We start from the raw sequence: 16,090 nt of genomic DNA on the forward strand, positions 1-16,090 counted from the left end.
GGGCTGAAGAGCGAAGCGAGGAAGCCCAACAGGGTATCGGCGTCTGCTCGTTGGGCTTCGCTGCGCTCAGCACCAACCTACGCACCAACCTACCCGCGATTGGCCGCCGCCACTATCAGCTGCTTCATCTCCACCACCGCCTGCTTAAAGCCGACAAACAGCGCGTGGGCCACCAGGGCGTGGCCGATATTCAGCTCGTTGATCCCGGCGATAGCCGCCACCGGCTCGACGTTGTGGTAGTGCAGGCCATGGCCGGCATTGACGATCAGGCCATGGGCCAAACCGCAGGCTACGCCATCACGAATTCGCGCCAGTTCGCGGGCCGCCTCCTCAGGCGTATGGGCGTCGGCATAACGCCCGGTATGCAACTCGATGGCCGGCGCACCGACGCGCTTGGAGGCCGCGATCTGTCGCTCGTCCGGATCGATAAACAACGAGACTTCGCAACCTATCTTGCTCAAGCGCTGCACCGCCGCGCCAATCCGCGCCTCTTGCCCGGCCACGTCCAGGCCGCCTTCGGTGGTCAACTCCTGGCGGGTTTCCGGTACCAGGCAGACATGCTCGGGACGGATGCTTTCGGCGAAGGCGAGCATCTCTTCGGTCACGCCCATCTCGAAGTTCATCCGCGTTTGCAGCACCGCCTTGAGCAGGCGCACGTCGCGCTCCTGGATATGCCGGCGGTCTTCACGCAGGTGCACGGTAATGCCATCGGCGCCGGCTTCTTCGGCGTCCAGCGCGGCCTTGACCGGGTCTGGATAACGGGTACCACGGGCCTGGCGCAGGGTCGCCACATGGTCGATATTCACACCCAGCAGAATTCGGTTGGCATCAGTCACGGTTCGGCTCCTTGAGCGTCATAAAGAGTTCGCGGCTGACCAGGGGTCGACCGCCTAGATGGGGGGCCAGAGCTTGGCGCATCAGGCGCTTGGCCGCTGCCAGCGCCCCGGCTGCAGTCCAATCGGCTTCGGCCATGGCGAGTAACTCGGCCCCTTGAAACACGCCGGGCTGCAATTGCCCGACCGCCTCCAGGCCGGCATCGGCTTGCAATCGATACAGCCCTTCGGCCGCAATAGGCTGGCCGTGGCGATCATGATCCAGGGCGAAACCATAGCCCAGCTCATCGAGCAAACGCCATTCAAAAGCGCGCAACAAAGGCTCCAGCGCCCGGCCCTGGGCCAGCGCCAGCACAGTCATGGCGTAGTGTTCGAACGTTGCCGGATGCGGGTCTTCGGCCGGCAGCAGGCGGATCAACAGCTCATTCAGATAGAGGCCACTGAATAGCGCCTCGCCGCTAAGCAGATTGGGGATGCCGGCGGCCTCCAGGCGGCCGACATTCTTCAGCTCACCACGCCCGCGAAACTCCACTTCAAGCGGCACGAAGGGCCGCGCCAGGGTCCCCGCCTTGCCCCGCGCCCCGCGCAGCACCGCGCGCAAGCGGCCTTGCGGGGTGAGAAAGTCCACCAACGCGCTGCTTTCACGGTAAGCACGGCTGTGCAGAACATAGGCTGGCTGGCTAAGCGCAAGCATGGCGGGTTTTACTCAAAGAGCTGGGCGCCGGATAGCGCCCATGCGCGACTCAGATATCGTCGTAACCCAGCGAACGCAGGGCGCGCTCGTCGTCCGACCAGCCGCCTTTGACCTTGACCCAGAGGTTGAGCATGACCTTGGAGTCGAACATCACCTCCATGTCCTTGCGTGCTTCCTGGCCAATGCGCTTGATCCGCTCGCCCTTGTCGCCAATGATGATTTTCTTCTGCCCGTCGCGCTCGACCAGAATCAGCGCATGGATATGCAGGATGCGCCCGTCACGCTTGAACTCCTCGATTTCCACGGTGATCTGGTAGGGCAACTCGGCACCCAGCTGGCGCATGATCTTCTCGCGCACCAGCTCGGCGGCAAAGAAGCGACTGGAGCGGTCGGTGACCTGGTCTTCCGGGAAGAAGTGCACGCCCTCGGGCAAACGCTCACCCACCAGTTTTTCCAGGGTACCGAGGTTGTGCCCATGCTGGGCGGAGACCGGCACTATTTCCGCATTCGGCAACTGGGTGGCCAGCCACTCCAGGTGCGGCATCAGCTCGGCCTTGTCTTCGATGCGGTCGGTCTTGTTGATCGCCAGAATCACCGGGCCCTGCACGTACTGCACTCGCTCGAGGACCATCTGGTCTTCGTCGGTCCAGCGGGTGCGATCCACCACGAAGATCACCACGTCGACGTCTTTCAGCGCCGACGAGGCGTTCTTGTTCATATAGCGATTAAGAGCTTTCTCGTTGTTCTTGTGCAGGCCGGGGGTGTCCACATAGATCGCCTGTACCGCACCTTCGGTCTTGATCCCGAGCATATTGTGCCGAGTGGTCTGCGGTTTGCGCGAGGTGATCGCCAGTTTTTGCCCGAGGATATGGTTGAGCAGCGTCGACTTGCCCACGTTGGGCCGGCCAACAATGGCGACATAGCCACAGCGTGTAACAGGTGAATCAGTCATTACCATTCTCCACACCCAAGGCAATTAAAGCTGCGGCCGCCGCGACCTGTTCGGCGATACGACGGCTGGCACCCTGCCCCAGGGTTTTATCATTCAATAAGGTGACCAGGCACTCGACCACGAATGTCCGGCAATGCGGCTCGCCCTGGATATCCACCACGTCATAACGCGGCAGCTCACAGGCGCGCGATTGCAGAAACTCCTGCAAGCGGGTCTTCGGGTCCTTGTTGGTGTCGACCAGGGTCAAACTGTCCAGCTCAGTGGTCAGCCACGCCAGTACCCGCTCACGCGCGGCGTCCATGCCGGTATCCAAGTAGATGGCACCGATCAGCGCTTCGAGGGCATCGGCGAGGATGGACTCGCGGCGAAAACCACCGCTTTTCAACTCACCCGACCCCAGGCGCAGGTATTCACCGAGATCGAAGCCGCGGGCCAGCACGGCCAGGGTTTCACCTTTGACCAGACGCGCACGCAGGCGTGACAGCTGGCCTTCGCGGGCCAGCGGGAAGCGCTGGAACAGCGCCTCCCCGGCGACGAAATTGAGGATGGCATCCCCCAGAAACTCCAGACGCTCATTGTTGCGCCCGGCAAAACTGCGGTGGGTCAGGGCCAGGACCATCAGATCCTGGTCTTTAAACTTGTAACCGAGCTGACGCTCGAGTCGAGCCAAGGAATCACTCACGGCATGCGCACACGGAATTCTTTATCGAAACGCACCACCAGGTCGATATTCTCAATCAGCGGTTCACGCTTTTCGTACTTCAGGTGCGCGCGAAATTCGTTGTTCTCGATCTTCACCTTCAAGGCTTCCTTAATGTCCAGATCGCGAATACTGTTCACCTGCATACCTGAGCTGACATGGCTGTAGAAGTCGCCCACCGTAGCAATTTGCTTGGCCCTGTCGGTTTCCACCGACATGATGGTTTTTTCCAGCGACATATAGTCGAAATAATGCGGCAACACCTTAAATGCCGCACTGGCGAAAAAGGCCACCAAGGCCAGCACCACAAGCACACCGAGAATCGACATACCCTTTTGCGAACGCGCAAGTTTCATAGTTGACCCCAAGTTAAAGTTATTGAAGAGCCTGAAGGCTGGAGACAAGAGTATTTATAGCCTGCGACGCCGTATTGAACAGCGTCGCAGAATTAGCAGCGCCTTAGTGAATCAGGCCAATGCGGGAGAAATTGGGTAGATTGCGCAACTTGGGATCGGGCCAGCTCATCCATACCGCGAAGGCTTTGCCGACAATATTCCGATCCGGCACCATGCCCCAGAGCGGTTTGGGAATAGCCGGATCATTCCAGTAACGGCTGTCGTTGGAGTTGTCGCGGTTGTCACCCATCATAAAGTAATGCCCTTGCGGCACGACCCACTCGCGCCCCGGCTCAACGCGATAGCGCTGCATTTCCTTGCGGATCAGGTGCTCGGCCTCGCCCAGCTTTTCCTTATAAAGCACGGCGCTGCCGAGACTGCCCGGCTCCTCACCGATCAATTGCTCGGCCACTGGCTTGCCGTTGATAAACAAGCGTTTATCGGTGCTGTAGGCCACATGATCGCCAGCCAGGCCAACCACACGCTTGATGTAGTTGATATTGGGCTCGCTCGGGTAGCGAAACACCATCACATCGCCGCGTTGCGGGTCACCGACCTCTATCACCTTGGTGTCCAGCACAGGCAAACGAATGCCGTAGGCGAACTTGTTGACCAGAATAAAGTCGCCCACTTCCAGGGTCGGCTTCATCGATCCGGACGGAATCTGGAACGGCTCGACCAGAAACGAACGCAACACCAGCACTATCGCCAGCACCGGGAAGAAGGATTTGCCGTACTCCACCAGCATCGGTTCCTTGTTCAGCCGATCCAGCACCACTTCGTCCGGCTCGCTGACCTGACCATGGTAGGTGGCGATGGCCGCCCGACGGCGCGGCGCCAGGAAGATCAGATCGAACAAGGCCAAGACGCCACACAGGGCGACGGCTATGACCAGCAACAGCGGGAAATTTAGCGACATAGGACCTAACTATCCAACCTGAGCACGGCAAGGAAGGCTTCTTGTGGAATCTCCACGTTACCCACCTGCTTCATGCGTTTCTTACCGGCTTTCTGCTTTTCCAGCAGCTTGCGCTTACGGCTGACGTCACCACCGTAGCATTTGGCCAGTACGTTCTTTCTGAGTGCCTTGACAGTCGTGCGCGCCACAATCTGCCCGCCAATGGCGGCCTGAATGGCCACATCGAACATCTGTCGCGGAATCAGCTCTTTCATCTTCTCGGTCAACGCACGGCCTTTGTAGTGCGCGTTGTCACGGTGCACGATCAACGCCAGGGCATCGACCTTCTCACCGTTGATCAGCACATCCAGCTTGACCAGATTAGCCGACTGATAACGATCGAAGTGATAGTCCAGCGAAGCGTAGCCACGGCTGGTCGACTTCAGACGGTCGAAGAAGTCCAGGACCACTTCGTTCATCGGTAGGTCATAGGTCACTTGCACCTGGGAACCGAGGAACAGCATGTCGTGCTGCACGCCCCGTTTCTCGATGCACAGGGTAATCACGTTACCCAGGTGTTCCTGGGGGACCAGGATGCTGGCGCGCACGATCGGCTCGCGCATGTCTTCGATGCTCGAAAGATCGGGCAACTTGGACGGGTTGTCGACGTAAATCGTTTCACCTGTCTTGAGCAGCAATTCGAAAATTACCGTCGGCGCGGTGGTGATCAGGTCGAGGTCGTACTCGCGCTCCAGACGCTCCTGGATGATCTCCATATGCAGCATGCCGAGGAAACCGCAACGGAAGCCGAAACCCAGAGCGTCGGAGCTTTCCGGGGTGTACTGCAAGGACGAGTCGTTCAGCGTGAGCTTTTGCAGGGCTTCGCGGAAATCTTCGAAGTCGTCGGAACTGACCGGAAACAGACCGGCATAGACCTGCGGCTGAATGCGCTTGAACCCGGGTAGCACGTCGACATCGGGGGTCGAGCTCAAGGTCAGGGTATCGCCCACTGGCGCACCGTGAATATCCTTGATGCCGGCGATGATAAAGCCCACTTCACCGGCTTTCAGATCGGTGGTGGCGCTGTGCTTGGGGTTGAATACGCCGACGCTGTCCACCAGGTGGATCTTGCCGGTGGATTTCACCAAAATCTTGTCGCCCTTCTTCACCCGGCCGTGACGTACACGCACCAGGGACACGACGCCCAGGTAATTATCGAACCAGGAGTCGATGATCAGGGCTTGCAGCGGATCTTCGATATTGCCGGTCGGCGCTGGAATGGTGCTGACCAGACGCTCGAGCACCTCATCGACGCCCAGGCCGGTCTTGGCACTGCAGGTCACCGCATCGGTGGCATCGATGCCGATGATTTTCTCGATTTCTTCTTTGACGCGGTCCGGATCGGCTTGCGGCAGATCGATCTTGTTCAACACCGGCATGACCTCGAGGCCCTGCTCGATGGCGGTGTAGCAGTTGGCAACCGACTGTGCCTCGACGCCCTGGCCGGCATCGACCACCAGCAATGCGCCTTCACAAGCCGCCAGGGAACGACTGACCTCATAGGTGAAGTCGACATGGCCGGGGGTGTCGATAAAGTTCAGCTGGTAGGTCTTGCCGTCACGCGCCGTGTAATACAGGGTCACGCTGTGCGCTTTGATGGTAATACCGCGCTCACGCTCCAGATCCATGGAATCCAGCACCTGGGCTTCCATTTCGCGCTCGGCCAGGCCACCACACATCTGGATAAAACGGTCAGCCAGGGTGGACTTGCCATGATCGATGTGGGCAATGATGGAAAAATTGCGGATATGACTCAGGTCACTCACAGGACAACACTCGAAAAGGCCGCAGGCGACTGCCCGCCGAAAATAGCCGTGAAGTGTACCCGAAAGGCACCCGGCGCGTCATCAAGACCGCAATGCTGCAGGATGCAAAAGGGCGACCGCAGTCGCCCCTTTGCGCCTGGCACAACGGTCAGTCGGCCAGCTTGAAGGTAATAAAGCTGGCACGCCCCTGACGCAACACGCGCATGGACACCGAACGGTTCTTCGGCAAGGCCTGGGCAACCTCGGCAAAGGTGGTAGCCGAGTCGATCGCCTCATTGTTCAGATGCGTGATCACATCGCCTGGGCGCAGGCCTATCAGAGCTGCCGGGCCGTCCTGGACCTCAGAGATCACCACACCGCCTTTCAGGTCAAGCCCCTTCTTCTGCTCATCGGTCAATTCGACAACCTTGACCCCCAGACGGTTGCTGCTGCGCTCCACGCCCGGCGCCGCAGCGCCCGCCAATGACTCACCCTCTTCCGGCAAGGCACCGATGGTCAACTGCAACTTCTTGCGCGAACCGTCGCGCACCACATCCAGCTCAGCCGTGCTGCCCGGTTTCAAGGTACCGACCAGATGGGGCAGATCTGCCGACATGATGATCGGCTGACCATCCAGACTGAGGATCACATCCCCCACCAGCAACCCGCCCTTGGCCGCCGGACCCTCTTCCAGCACCTGGGCTACCAGGGCACCGGCCGGCTTATCCAAACCAAAGGACTCGGCCAAATCCTTGTTCACTTCCTGGATCACCACCCCCAACCAGCCGCGACTGACCTTGCCAGTGCTCTTGAGCTGATCCGCCACATCCATGGCCACGCTCATGGGAATGGCGAACGACAGCCCCATAAAGCCGCCGGAGCGAGTAAAAATCTGCGAATTGATGCCGACCACTTCACCGGCCAGGTTGAACAGCGGCCCGCCGGAGTTACCCGGATTGATGGCCACATCGGTCTGGATAAAGGGTACATAGCTCTCATTGGGCAGGCTGCGCCCCTTGGCACTGACGATCCCGGCCGTCACCGAGTGATCGAAGCCGAATGGCGAGCCGATCGCCAAGACCCATTCGCCCACCTTCAAATCTTCCGACTTGCCCAGCTTGACGATAGGCAAGCCCTTGCCTTCAACCTTGAGCAAGGCCACATCGCTACGCGGATCGGTGCCAATCAACTTGGCCTCAAGCTCACTGCGATCAGACAGACGCACGATAATTTCATCGGCGTCGGCAATCACATGGTTATTGGTCAGCACATAACCATCGGCCGAAATGATAAAGCCCGAGCCCAGCGACTGCGCCTCGCGCTGACGGCCGCCACCTGGATTACGCGGAATCTGGGGGATATTGCGTTCGAAGAACTCACGAAACATCGGTGGCAAGCCTTCCAGATCAGGCACATTCAACTGCCCATTAGCAGTCGCCACACGATCCGGCACCTTCTGCCGGGTGCTGATATTCACCACCGCAGGCGAAGCCTGCTCAACCAGCTCAGTAAAGTCAGGCAGGTTCGCTTGCGCAGCCAGCGCCTGCCCCATCAACAGCAGGGCGCAGAGCGCAGTAAAAGATGTTTTCAAGCCAGGTATCGACATACAACTCCCCCATCGAAAACAAGCAACAGAATTAAACCGCCAGCGCAGTGCCGGCGAGAAAAGCACGCAAGACCATAGGCTGCAAAGCCGGATCGCCCGCCGTTTGCTGACTGCGCCAGCGCACCAGCAAACAAGCGGCAAACAATCCAGCCAAGCCACTGAGAATGACCATAGGCTCACTCAAGTGCAGGTGTTCGGCCAGTACGGCAGCCGCAAACAACCCCAGCAAAGGAACCAGATAAAGCAACAGCGCGCCACGCACCAACAAGTCTTCACGCACGCCTATTACCACGGCATCGCCCACCTGCAGCTGCAAGCTGGACAACGCCCGCACATAGCCGCGCCGACCACTGGAGCCGAGTTGCTCGAGCAGCCCCTGGCCCCAGCCGGCCTTGACCGAACAACTGCAACAGGTGCTCTTGCGCAGCGACTCCACCCATACCGCGCCGGGCGCTACCGCCACCACCCGCCCCTGTTCCTCGATCATGGCGCTGCCTGCGCTTTCGCCGCGCGCATCGACAAGGCGATACGCTCTGCTGTGCCCAAGGGAATCTCACCGATCACAGTCACCATCACATCGCCATCACTGGTTTTCAATCGGCGCGACACCGCCACGGTCGGGCCGAGCTGGCTGCGGACATCCTCAGCCGCGGCGTCGCGCAAGGGCTCCATAAATACGGAAAAACGTGCCAAGCCGTCATCATAAACCTGGCAAGCGACCGGTTCACTCGAGGCTGGGCTACGCCGCTGGGTGGTCGAAGTCAAACTGAACCCCGGCGGCAACCACTCGGATTGCCAGGCGCCTGGAGCGACCGTTTGCATTTCGGGCACGCGCACCGGCCGACAGCCAGCCCCCGGCTCAAGCGCCTCAATGCTAGGCATCCGAGTGTCCAGCAGAGTGAACTGAAAGCGCTCCAGCAACTGCCCTTTATCGTTCAACAGCAAAGATTTGAGCGGCAGCGCGCTCTGCTGATCCAGGTGCAATTCAATCCCATAGCGGTGCTGATCACGCGGCACCAGCGCCAATACCACCGTTGCCCGCCCAGCCACCCGCGACTTGCCCAGCACCCGCAGTTCGTACCACTTGTCCAGTTGCTCGGCATTCAGCTCACGCGCAGGCCATATCTGGCTGTCGATCAGCTGATCAGCCAGATTGCCACTGGCACACTGCACACGACCATCAACCCGCAGCACTTCCTGAGCGGAACCATCGAGCTGCAGCAAGCGCTCGCGCATGGCGCCGCCCTCTTCGACCCGATGCCAGACACTATGGGTTGAAAAGCTGCCGTTGCGCTCGTAAACAAAAGCGCCCTGGAAACTTTGGCTGCGCTCAGCCTCAGCCAGACGCTGCAACCACGCCTGGGCATCGGCAGCAACGGCAGGCAATGCCAGACAGCTGCCGAGCAACCCGGCAGCGAAAGAGACAAAGCGCATGCGCCTCCTTAACTTAACGGTTTTCCAGGCTCGCCGCGCGCGCATAGGGCAGCGCACTCTCATTGGCATGCATTGCGGCTTGCTGTGCATGCTGACGCAAATAGGCCGGCAGGCGCTGTTCGTGCCAACCCGACTGACCCTCACCGACCGCAGGGGCAGATGCAGTATCCGCGGCATTGAAGCCCGCCAGCATGGCCGGACCGCTCGCCTGGGGAATGCTAAGCGTCGGTTGCGCTGCCTGTTGCGCCAACTGCGCACCGCTCAGCTCATCCTGATTGTATAAACGCACCCCAGCCAGCACAGCCAGGGTAACCGAAGCGGCTACCGCCAACCGGCCCACAGTACGCCAGCTTCCACGTAGTTTGTTAGCCCGCGCTGGCGCCGCCTCATCGGCCAATGCCGCGGACACCGCAGCAGCGATATCCAGGCGTGGCTCAAGCAATTCCTTGTGCATGACCGCACGCGCAATCTGGTAACGCGACCAGGTTGCGCGCAGTTCGGCGTCGTCACTGGCTGCGAGCACTCGCCGTAGTTCCAACTCATCTGCTTCGTTATCCATCACCGCGGACAGCGATTCCTGTAGGGTTTCACGACTCATGGCGGTTCCTCTCTACGGCTGATGCCGCTGCCTCAGGCTTCCTGCAACAAAGGTTGCAAGGATTTATCGATGGCTTCACGCGCCCGGAAAATTCGCGAACGCACGGTGCCCACCGGACACTGCATGACACTGGCAATGTCCTCATAACTAAGACCGTCAAACTCACGCAAGGTTAGCGCCGTGCGTAAATCTTCTGGCAGTTGCGCGATGCTGCGATGCACGGTGGCCTCGATCTCATCGCGCAACAAGACACGCTCCGGGGACTCGATGTCTTTGAGGGCATGATCGCCATCATAGAACTCGGCATCCTCGGTACTGACGTCACTGTCTGGTGGGCGCCGACCGCGCGACACCAGATGATTCTTCGCCGTATTGATGGCGATGCGGTATAGCCAGGTGTAGAACGCACTATCACCGCGAAAATTCCCCAGCGCCCGATACGCCTTGACGAAGGCTTCCTGCGCCACATCCTGCGCCTCATGGGTGTCGTGCACAAAACGCACGATCAACCCGAGAATCTTGTGTTGATACTTCAGCACCAACAGATCGAATGCACGCTTGTCGCCGCGCTGTACGCGCTCGACCAGTTGCTGATCTTCTTCCTGGGTTAGCATCAAAACTCCTCATTGGGTCCGAAGGAGCCAAACGCCAACCCGTAAACCGGTCTGCCTAAGTAGACTTGGACATTGCGCAAAAGTTCTCTCCTTCAAACAAGTGTCCTGCAGAACCCTTAAAGCCCTGCACGGAACAGCGCAGCAAGGGGGCTCCCCTACTGCGCTTATAATCTCGATCACCTGCAGGCTAGATCAGCAAAGTCTAGGCCCGCCACAGAAACGCCAGGTACAGACAGGCTGCGGCCGTTGGAACCCGAAATGCTTAAAAAGTTTCCGACCACCACGCCGGATCATAAGGTAGCTATTGTGCCGCCCACCCCCTCTATATACTAGGGGCCGCTTTTTGCGGAATCCGGACATGAGCCAACACTACCAACACGACATTCTGGTTATCGGCAGCGGTGCAGCCGGCCTCACTCTGGCCCTGACCCTGCCCGAGCACTTGCGCATCGCCGTCCTGAGCAAGGGCAACCTGGCCAATGGTTCGACCTATTGGGCGCAAGGCGGCGTGGCGGCCGTGCTGGATGATACCGACACAGTCGAATCCCATGTCGAGGATACGCTCAACGCCGGCGGTGGGCTGTGCCGCATCGATGCCGTGCGTTTTACCGTGGAACACAGCCGCGAAGCCATCGAATGGCTGATCGACCAGGGCGTGCCTTTTACCCGCGACGACCAGACCGCCCGCGAAGACGGCGGTTTCGAGTTTCACCTGACCCGCGAAGGCGGACATAGCCACAGGCGCATCATTCACGCCGCCGATGCCACGGGTGCGGCGATTTTCAACACATTGCTGGAACAGGCCAAGCTACGCAGCAATATCGAACTGCTGGAGCAGCGCGTGGCGGTCGACCTGATCACCGAACGCAAGCTCGGCACGGGCGGCCAGCGCTGCCTGGGGGCTTACGTGCTGAATCGCGCCAGCGGCGAAGTGGACACCTTCGGCGCGCGCTTCGTGATTCTCGCCACCGGCGGTGCGGCCAAGGTTTACCTCTATACCAGCAACCCGGACGGCGCCTGCGGCGACGGTATCGCCATGGCCTGGCGGGCCGGCTGCCGGGTCGGCAACCTGGAATTCAACCAGTTCCACCCCACCTGCCTGTACCACCCCCAGGCGAAAAGCTTTCTGATCACCGAGGCGCTGCGCGGCGAAGGCGCGCTGCTCAAGTTGCCCAACGGCGAGCGCTTTATGCCGCGCTTCGATGCCCGCGCCGAACTGGCCCCGCGCGACATAGTGGCGCGCGCCATCGACCATGAGATGAAGCGCCTGGGCGTCGACTGCGTGTACCTGGACATCAGCCACAAGCCGGCGGATTTCGTGAAGTCTCACTTTCCGACCGTGTATGAGCGCTGCCTGGACTTTGGCATCGACATCACCCAGGAGCCCATTCCGGTGGTCCCGGCCGCGCACTACACCTGCGGCGGCGTGCTGGTCGACCAAAACGGTCACAGCGATGTACCCGGCCTGTATGCCATTGGCGAAACCAGCTTTACCGGCCTGCACGGGGCCAACCGCATGGCCAGCAACTCACTGCTGGAGTGCTTCGTCTACGCCCGCTCGGCGGCCGCTGACATCCTCAGCAAGCTGGACCAGGTGCAAGCCCCCGCCCCGCTGCCCAGCTGGGACGCCAGCCAGGTCACCGACTCGGACGAAGATGTGATCATTGCGCACAACTGGGACGAACTGCGGCGTTTTATGTGGGACTACGTCGGCATAGTGCGCACCAACAAGCGCCTGCAACGCGCCGAACACCGAGTGCGCCTGCTGCTCGATGAAATCGACGAGTTCTATAGCAACTACAAAGTGAGCAGAGACCTGATCGAGCTGAGGAACCTGGCTCAGGTGGCCGAGCTGATGATCCGCTCGGCCATGCAACGCCATGAAAGCCGCGGCCTGCACTACACCCTGGATTATCCGGACCTGCTGCCCGAGGCCAAAGACACTATTCTGCTGCCGCCCACCTACGGCGACTGAACTTCAGACGCACGCGCAAGCGCCGGTGTAGATCCCGCGGCAAGCTGTCCCGGGCGATACAGAGGGCGCGCACTCGGCGCTGCCCGGCCAGGCGAAAGCGCAGCACTATGATCAACGGCAACGCCAGACTGTCCGGATGCAATTCTATAGCCTGCCAGCCAGCGGCCGCGCTGCAGACCTGCCAGCCGTCGGGCCCATGACGCAAGGCGTTATAGGCCTGAGCGGCATGCAGTAACAGATGCCGCGGCACCACCCAACCCGCATGAACAAGACAAAACGCCACGCCGAGCCCGCGCACCCACAGCGGGATCTCGACCAACCATAGGCTGAGCAGCGCCAAGCCCTGGATCAGGGCATAGAGCGCCAGCAGCCGGCGCGAAGGCCGCCACTGGCACTCAAAGACTTCACTTGGGCTGGACACGATCCAGAATCATCCGAACCATGCGCTTAAGATCGGCATCTTCAGGCTCTTCACGCTGCATAAACCAGCCGAACATGTCCTGGTCTTCGCATTCCAGCAGCTTGCGATAACGCTCGCGGTCAGCGGCGTCGAGCTGGGGGTAGACCTCTCTGACGAAGGGCACCAACAGCACATCCAGTTCCAGCATGCCGCGTCGGCTGTGCCAAAACAGACGATTGAGTTCAACCGGGTCGACCATGGGACTGCTCCTCGAATAAGGCGCGCAGTATAACGGCGAAAGCCCGCCCTGTTGATCACGACGGTCGGCCAAGAAAGCCGACCAGCACCTGGCACAACAGCAAGCGCTGACAAGGCTTCTGCCTGGCTCTATGATGAGCCCCCTAACTTTTATCCAGCGATCCTCTATTGCCCATGGCCGACACCGCGTTTTTCTGCCTCCTCAGCCACGAAGGCCTCCTCGCCGTGCGCGGCCCGGACGCCAGCAAGTTCCTCCAGGGACAAGTCACCTGCAACCTCAATTACCTGAACGACAGCCAGTGCAGCCTGGGCGCTCGCTGCACCCCCAAAGGCCGCATGCAGTCGAGCTTCCGTATCGTCAGCCAGAACGACGGTTTTCTGCTGGCGATGGACAACGAGCTGCTCGGGCCACAATTGGCCGACCTGCAGAAATACGCCGCGTTCAGCAAATCCAAACTCGGCGACGAAAGCGCCGCCTGGGTGCGTTTCGGCCTGAGCGGTGGCGATGACCTGCTGCTCGGCCTCGGCCTGGAGCTGCCGCCGCAGGCCGACAGCGTCGCCCGCGGCAACGAACTGCTGGCCCTGCGCCTGGCCGATGGCCGCGCCGAACTCTGGGCCCCGGCCGAGCAAGGCAACGCCCTGCGTGAACGCCTGGCCGCACAACTGGCGCAAGCGCCACTCAACAGCTGGCTGCTGGCGCAGGTCCGCGCCGGTATCGGCCAGGTCGTCGGCAGCACCCGCGAGCTGTTTATTCCGCAGATGCTCAACCTGCAGGCACTGGGCGGCGTCAGTTTCAAGAAGGGTTGCTACACCGGCCAGGAAATAGTCGCGCGCATGCAGTACCTGGGCAAACTCAAGCGCCGCCTGTATCGCCTGAGCCTGGCCAGCGATCAGCTGCCCGAGCCGGCCACCGCGCTGTTTTCCCCGGTGCACGGCTCCAGCGTTGGCGAAGTGGTGCTGGCCGCCCGCAGCGACGCCGGCGTCGAGCTGCTCGCCGTGCTGCAGGACGATGCCGCCCAGGATGGTCGTATTCATCTCGGCACTGCCGAGGGCGCCGCACTGAGCCTGCTCGATTTGCCGTATACACTGGACTCAGACCGCGAGATTCAGCGCTAACCGGCCGCTGAAAAACTACTGCGCTAGGCTATGCCGCGTTGAAATCAGCCTCAAAATGCTCATTTACAAGATGTAAACTGCGCTTTTTCGACCGATTTCGCCTTGCCTAGCCGTCGCTCGCTACATTTTTCAACAGCCTGCTAACCGTCGCCCGCTCTATTTTTCAGCGACCCGCTAACTACACTTAGATTGCCTGACCGACTAAAGAGAATTGCCCATGAGCAAGCTTGCCGAAAAAGTCCAAAAGGAACTGATCCAGGCCATCGACAACGATGAACTGGTGTTACCCACCCTGCCGGAAGTCGCACTGAAGGTGCGCGAGGCGGCTGAAAACCCCGACATCGGCATCCCGCAACTGAGCAAGGTGATAGGCAACGATGCGGCGCTGACCGCGCGCATCATCAAGGTGGTGAACAGCCCCCTGCTGCGCACCAACAAGGAAATCACCGACCTGCAGATGGCCGTCGCCCGCCTCGGCATCAACTACACCTGCAACCTGGCCACGGGCCTCGCGATGGAGCAGATGTTCCAGGCCACCTCGGACGTGGTCGATCGCAAGATGCGTGAGGTGTGGAACAAAAGCACAGAAATCGCCGGCATCTGCCACGTGCTGTGCAAACACTACACCCGCCTGCTGCCCGACCAGGCGACCCTGGCCGGCCTGATCCACCAGATTGGCGTGCTGCCGATCCTCACCTACGCCGAAGAACACAGCGAGCTGCTGGCCGACTCGATCAGCCTCAACCATGTGATCGAGCAGATTCACCCGATCATCGGCGACAAGATCCTGCGCACCTGGGAGTTTCCCGAACTGATCGCCATGGTGCCGAGCCAATACCTGGATTTCACCCGCGACAGCGCCAAGGTCGACTATGTCGATATCGTTCAGGTCGCCACCCTGCAGAGCTACCTGGGCAGCGAACACCCCTACACCCAGCTTGATTGGAGCCAGATCCCGGCCTTCCGCAAGCTCGGCCTGGACCCGAGCCAGAACCTCAACGAAGACGAAGACCTCTCGGCGGCCATGGAAGCGGCCATGAGCATGCTGCAGTAAGCCCCGCCCACGCGCATACTGCCGATGACCACTGGACTCATACAGTCTCGGTATAGGCACTATGCGCATGCGTTCGCTCTTGTTCCTGCCCCTTGCCCTGTTCTGCTGCGCCCTCGCCCTGGCGGAACCAGTGCGCCTGACCAACGGCGAATGGCCGCCCTACCTGGGTCAACAGTTGCCGCACAACGGCGTCGCGTCGCGCATAGTCAGCGAAGCCTTTGCCCTGCAAGGCATCCAGGTGCAATGGGAGTTCCACCCCTGGGCGCGCTCGCTGCAACTGGCCGAACGCGGCCAGCGTGCCGGCAGCGCGGTGTGGCTGTATAGCAAAGAGCGCGAAGAAAAATTCTTTATCAGCGACCCGGTGGTGGAAAGCAACTACTACCTGTTCCACCGCAAAGGCTACGACTTTGCCTGGAACCAGGTGGCCGACCTGCAGGGCCGGCGCATAGTCGGGACCCGCGGTTATGACTACGGCGAAGCTTTCCAACAGGCCGAGGCCAACGGACAGCTGCGGGTACACCGCGTCACCAGCGACGAAATCGCCTTTCGCCAGTTGCTCGCCGGACGGGTGGATCTGTTCCCCATGGACAAGGTGGTCGGCTTCGACATGCTGCACCAACACTTCAGCGCCGCCGAGCGCGCCCAACTGAGCTTCCATCCCAAGCCCTTGCGCAGCGACAGCCTGCATCTGCTGCTATCCAAGCAGGTGACGAGCAACGCCGCGCTGATCGAGCGCTTCAACCTCGGTCTCAAGCAAC

General features: G+C 60.5%; 18 protein-coding genes. 4 read left to right on the forward strand and 14 right to left on the reverse strand.

Annotation, left to right across the window (positions count from 1 at the left end; genetic code table 11):
- Positions 1–89: 89 nt before the first annotated feature.
- The 12 genes from pdxJ to rpoE all read right to left on the reverse strand — a co-directional run bounded on the left by pdxJ (position 90) and on the right by rpoE (position 10,529).
- Complete coding sequence (gene pdxJ, locus Q8Q83_RS01560; protein ID WP_305620526.1) at positions 90–836, reverse strand: pyridoxine 5'-phosphate synthase; 747 nt, start codon at positions 834–836, stop codon at positions 90–92.
- Positions 829–1,527 (reverse strand): DNA repair protein RecO, encoded by a 699-nt coding sequence (gene recO / locus Q8Q83_RS01565; RefSeq protein ID WP_305620528.1) that lies wholly within the window; start codon positions 1,525–1,527, stop codon positions 829–831. The genes pdxJ and recO overlap by 8 nt, the downstream gene beginning before the upstream one ends.
- A 49-nt stretch (positions 1,528–1,576) precedes the next feature.
- Positions 1,577–2,479 (reverse strand): GTPase Era, encoded by a 903-nt coding sequence (era, locus tag Q8Q83_RS01570; RefSeq protein ID WP_305620530.1) that lies wholly within the window; start codon positions 2,477–2,479, stop codon positions 1,577–1,579.
- Positions 2,472–3,161, reverse strand: coding sequence for a ribonuclease III (gene rnc / locus Q8Q83_RS01575; protein WP_305620531.1), 690 nt, complete (start codon positions 3,159–3,161; stop codon positions 2,472–2,474). The genes era and rnc overlap by 8 nt, the downstream gene beginning before the upstream one ends.
- Entirely contained in the window at positions 3,158–3,535 is a 378-nt protein-coding gene (locus tag Q8Q83_RS01580) for a DUF4845 domain-containing protein (RefSeq protein WP_305620533.1), read from the reverse strand. Before Q8Q83_RS01580 ends, rnc begins: the two co-directional genes overlap by 4 nt.
- Before the next feature lie 103 nt (positions 3,536–3,638).
- A complete protein-coding gene (gene lepB, locus Q8Q83_RS01585; RefSeq protein WP_305620534.1) occupies positions 3,639–4,493 on the reverse strand; it encodes a signal peptidase I in 855 nt (284 codons plus the stop codon).
- A gap of 5 nt (positions 4,494–4,498) precedes the next feature.
- Complete coding sequence (gene lepA / locus Q8Q83_RS01590; RefSeq protein ID WP_305620536.1) at positions 4,499–6,298, reverse strand: translation elongation factor 4; 1,800 nt, start codon at positions 6,296–6,298, stop codon at positions 4,499–4,501.
- Between the two features lie 148 nt (positions 6,299–6,446).
- Positions 6,447–7,883 carry a DegQ family serine endoprotease gene (locus tag Q8Q83_RS01595; protein ID WP_305620537.1) on the reverse strand — a complete coding sequence of 479 codons (1,437 nt, stop codon included), beginning with the start codon at positions 7,881–7,883 and terminating at the stop codon, positions 6,447–6,449.
- A gap of 31 nt (positions 7,884–7,914) precedes the next feature.
- Complete coding sequence (locus Q8Q83_RS01600) at positions 7,915–8,370, reverse strand: SoxR reducing system RseC family protein (protein WP_305620538.1); 456 nt, start codon at positions 8,368–8,370, stop codon at positions 7,915–7,917.
- Complete coding sequence (locus Q8Q83_RS01605; RefSeq protein ID WP_305620557.1) at positions 8,367–9,317, reverse strand: MucB/RseB C-terminal domain-containing protein; 951 nt, start codon at positions 9,315–9,317, stop codon at positions 8,367–8,369. Before Q8Q83_RS01605 ends, Q8Q83_RS01600 begins: the two co-directional genes overlap by 4 nt.
- 13 nt (positions 9,318–9,330) lie before the next feature.
- Positions 9,331–9,915, reverse strand: a complete 585-nt coding sequence (locus Q8Q83_RS01610) for a sigma-E factor negative regulatory protein (RefSeq protein ID WP_305620540.1) — start codon at positions 9,913–9,915, stop codon at positions 9,331–9,333.
- Between the two features lie 32 nt (positions 9,916–9,947).
- Positions 9,948–10,529 (reverse strand): RNA polymerase sigma factor RpoE, encoded by a 582-nt coding sequence (rpoE, locus tag Q8Q83_RS01615; protein ID WP_305620542.1) that lies wholly within the window; start codon positions 10,527–10,529, stop codon positions 9,948–9,950.
- A gap of 358 nt (positions 10,530–10,887) precedes the next feature.
- Between rpoE and nadB the strand changes: the two genes are divergently transcribed.
- Positions 10,888–12,504, forward strand: coding sequence for an L-aspartate oxidase (nadB, locus tag Q8Q83_RS01620; RefSeq protein ID WP_305620544.1), 1,617 nt, complete (start codon positions 10,888–10,890; stop codon positions 12,502–12,504).
- Here nadB and Q8Q83_RS01625 read toward each other — a convergent pair.
- Entirely contained in the window at positions 12,473–12,925 is a 453-nt protein-coding gene (locus Q8Q83_RS01625) for a protein YgfX (protein WP_305620546.1), read from the reverse strand. The two genes, nadB and Q8Q83_RS01625, sit on opposite strands and share 32 nt — an antisense overlap.
- Entirely contained in the window at positions 12,909–13,163 is a 255-nt protein-coding gene (locus tag Q8Q83_RS01630; RefSeq protein WP_305620548.1) for a succinate dehydrogenase assembly factor 2, read from the reverse strand. The genes Q8Q83_RS01625 and Q8Q83_RS01630 overlap by 17 nt, the downstream gene beginning before the upstream one ends.
- A 173-nt stretch (positions 13,164–13,336) precedes the next feature.
- Here Q8Q83_RS01630 and Q8Q83_RS01635 point away from each other — a divergent pair, with 173 nt between their 5' ends.
- The 3 genes from Q8Q83_RS01635 to Q8Q83_RS01645 form a co-directional block, all read left to right on the forward strand.
- Entirely contained in the window at positions 13,337–14,278 is a 942-nt protein-coding gene (locus Q8Q83_RS01635) for a folate-binding protein YgfZ (protein ID WP_305620550.1), read from the forward strand.
- A 217-nt stretch (positions 14,279–14,495) separates the two neighbouring features.
- On the forward strand, positions 14,496–15,332 hold the full coding sequence (locus tag Q8Q83_RS01640; RefSeq protein ID WP_305620551.1) for an HDOD domain-containing protein: 837 nt from the start codon (positions 14,496–14,498) through the stop codon (positions 15,330–15,332).
- A gap of 61 nt (positions 15,333–15,393) precedes the next feature.
- On the forward strand, positions 15,394–16,090 hold a 697-nt coding region (locus Q8Q83_RS01645), incomplete at its 3' end, for a substrate-binding periplasmic protein (RefSeq protein WP_371132343.1).

This window comes from Pseudomonas sp., from assembly GCF_030696055.1.
Taxonomy (GTDB): Bacteria; Pseudomonadota; Gammaproteobacteria; order Pseudomonadales; family Pseudomonadaceae; genus Aquipseudomonas.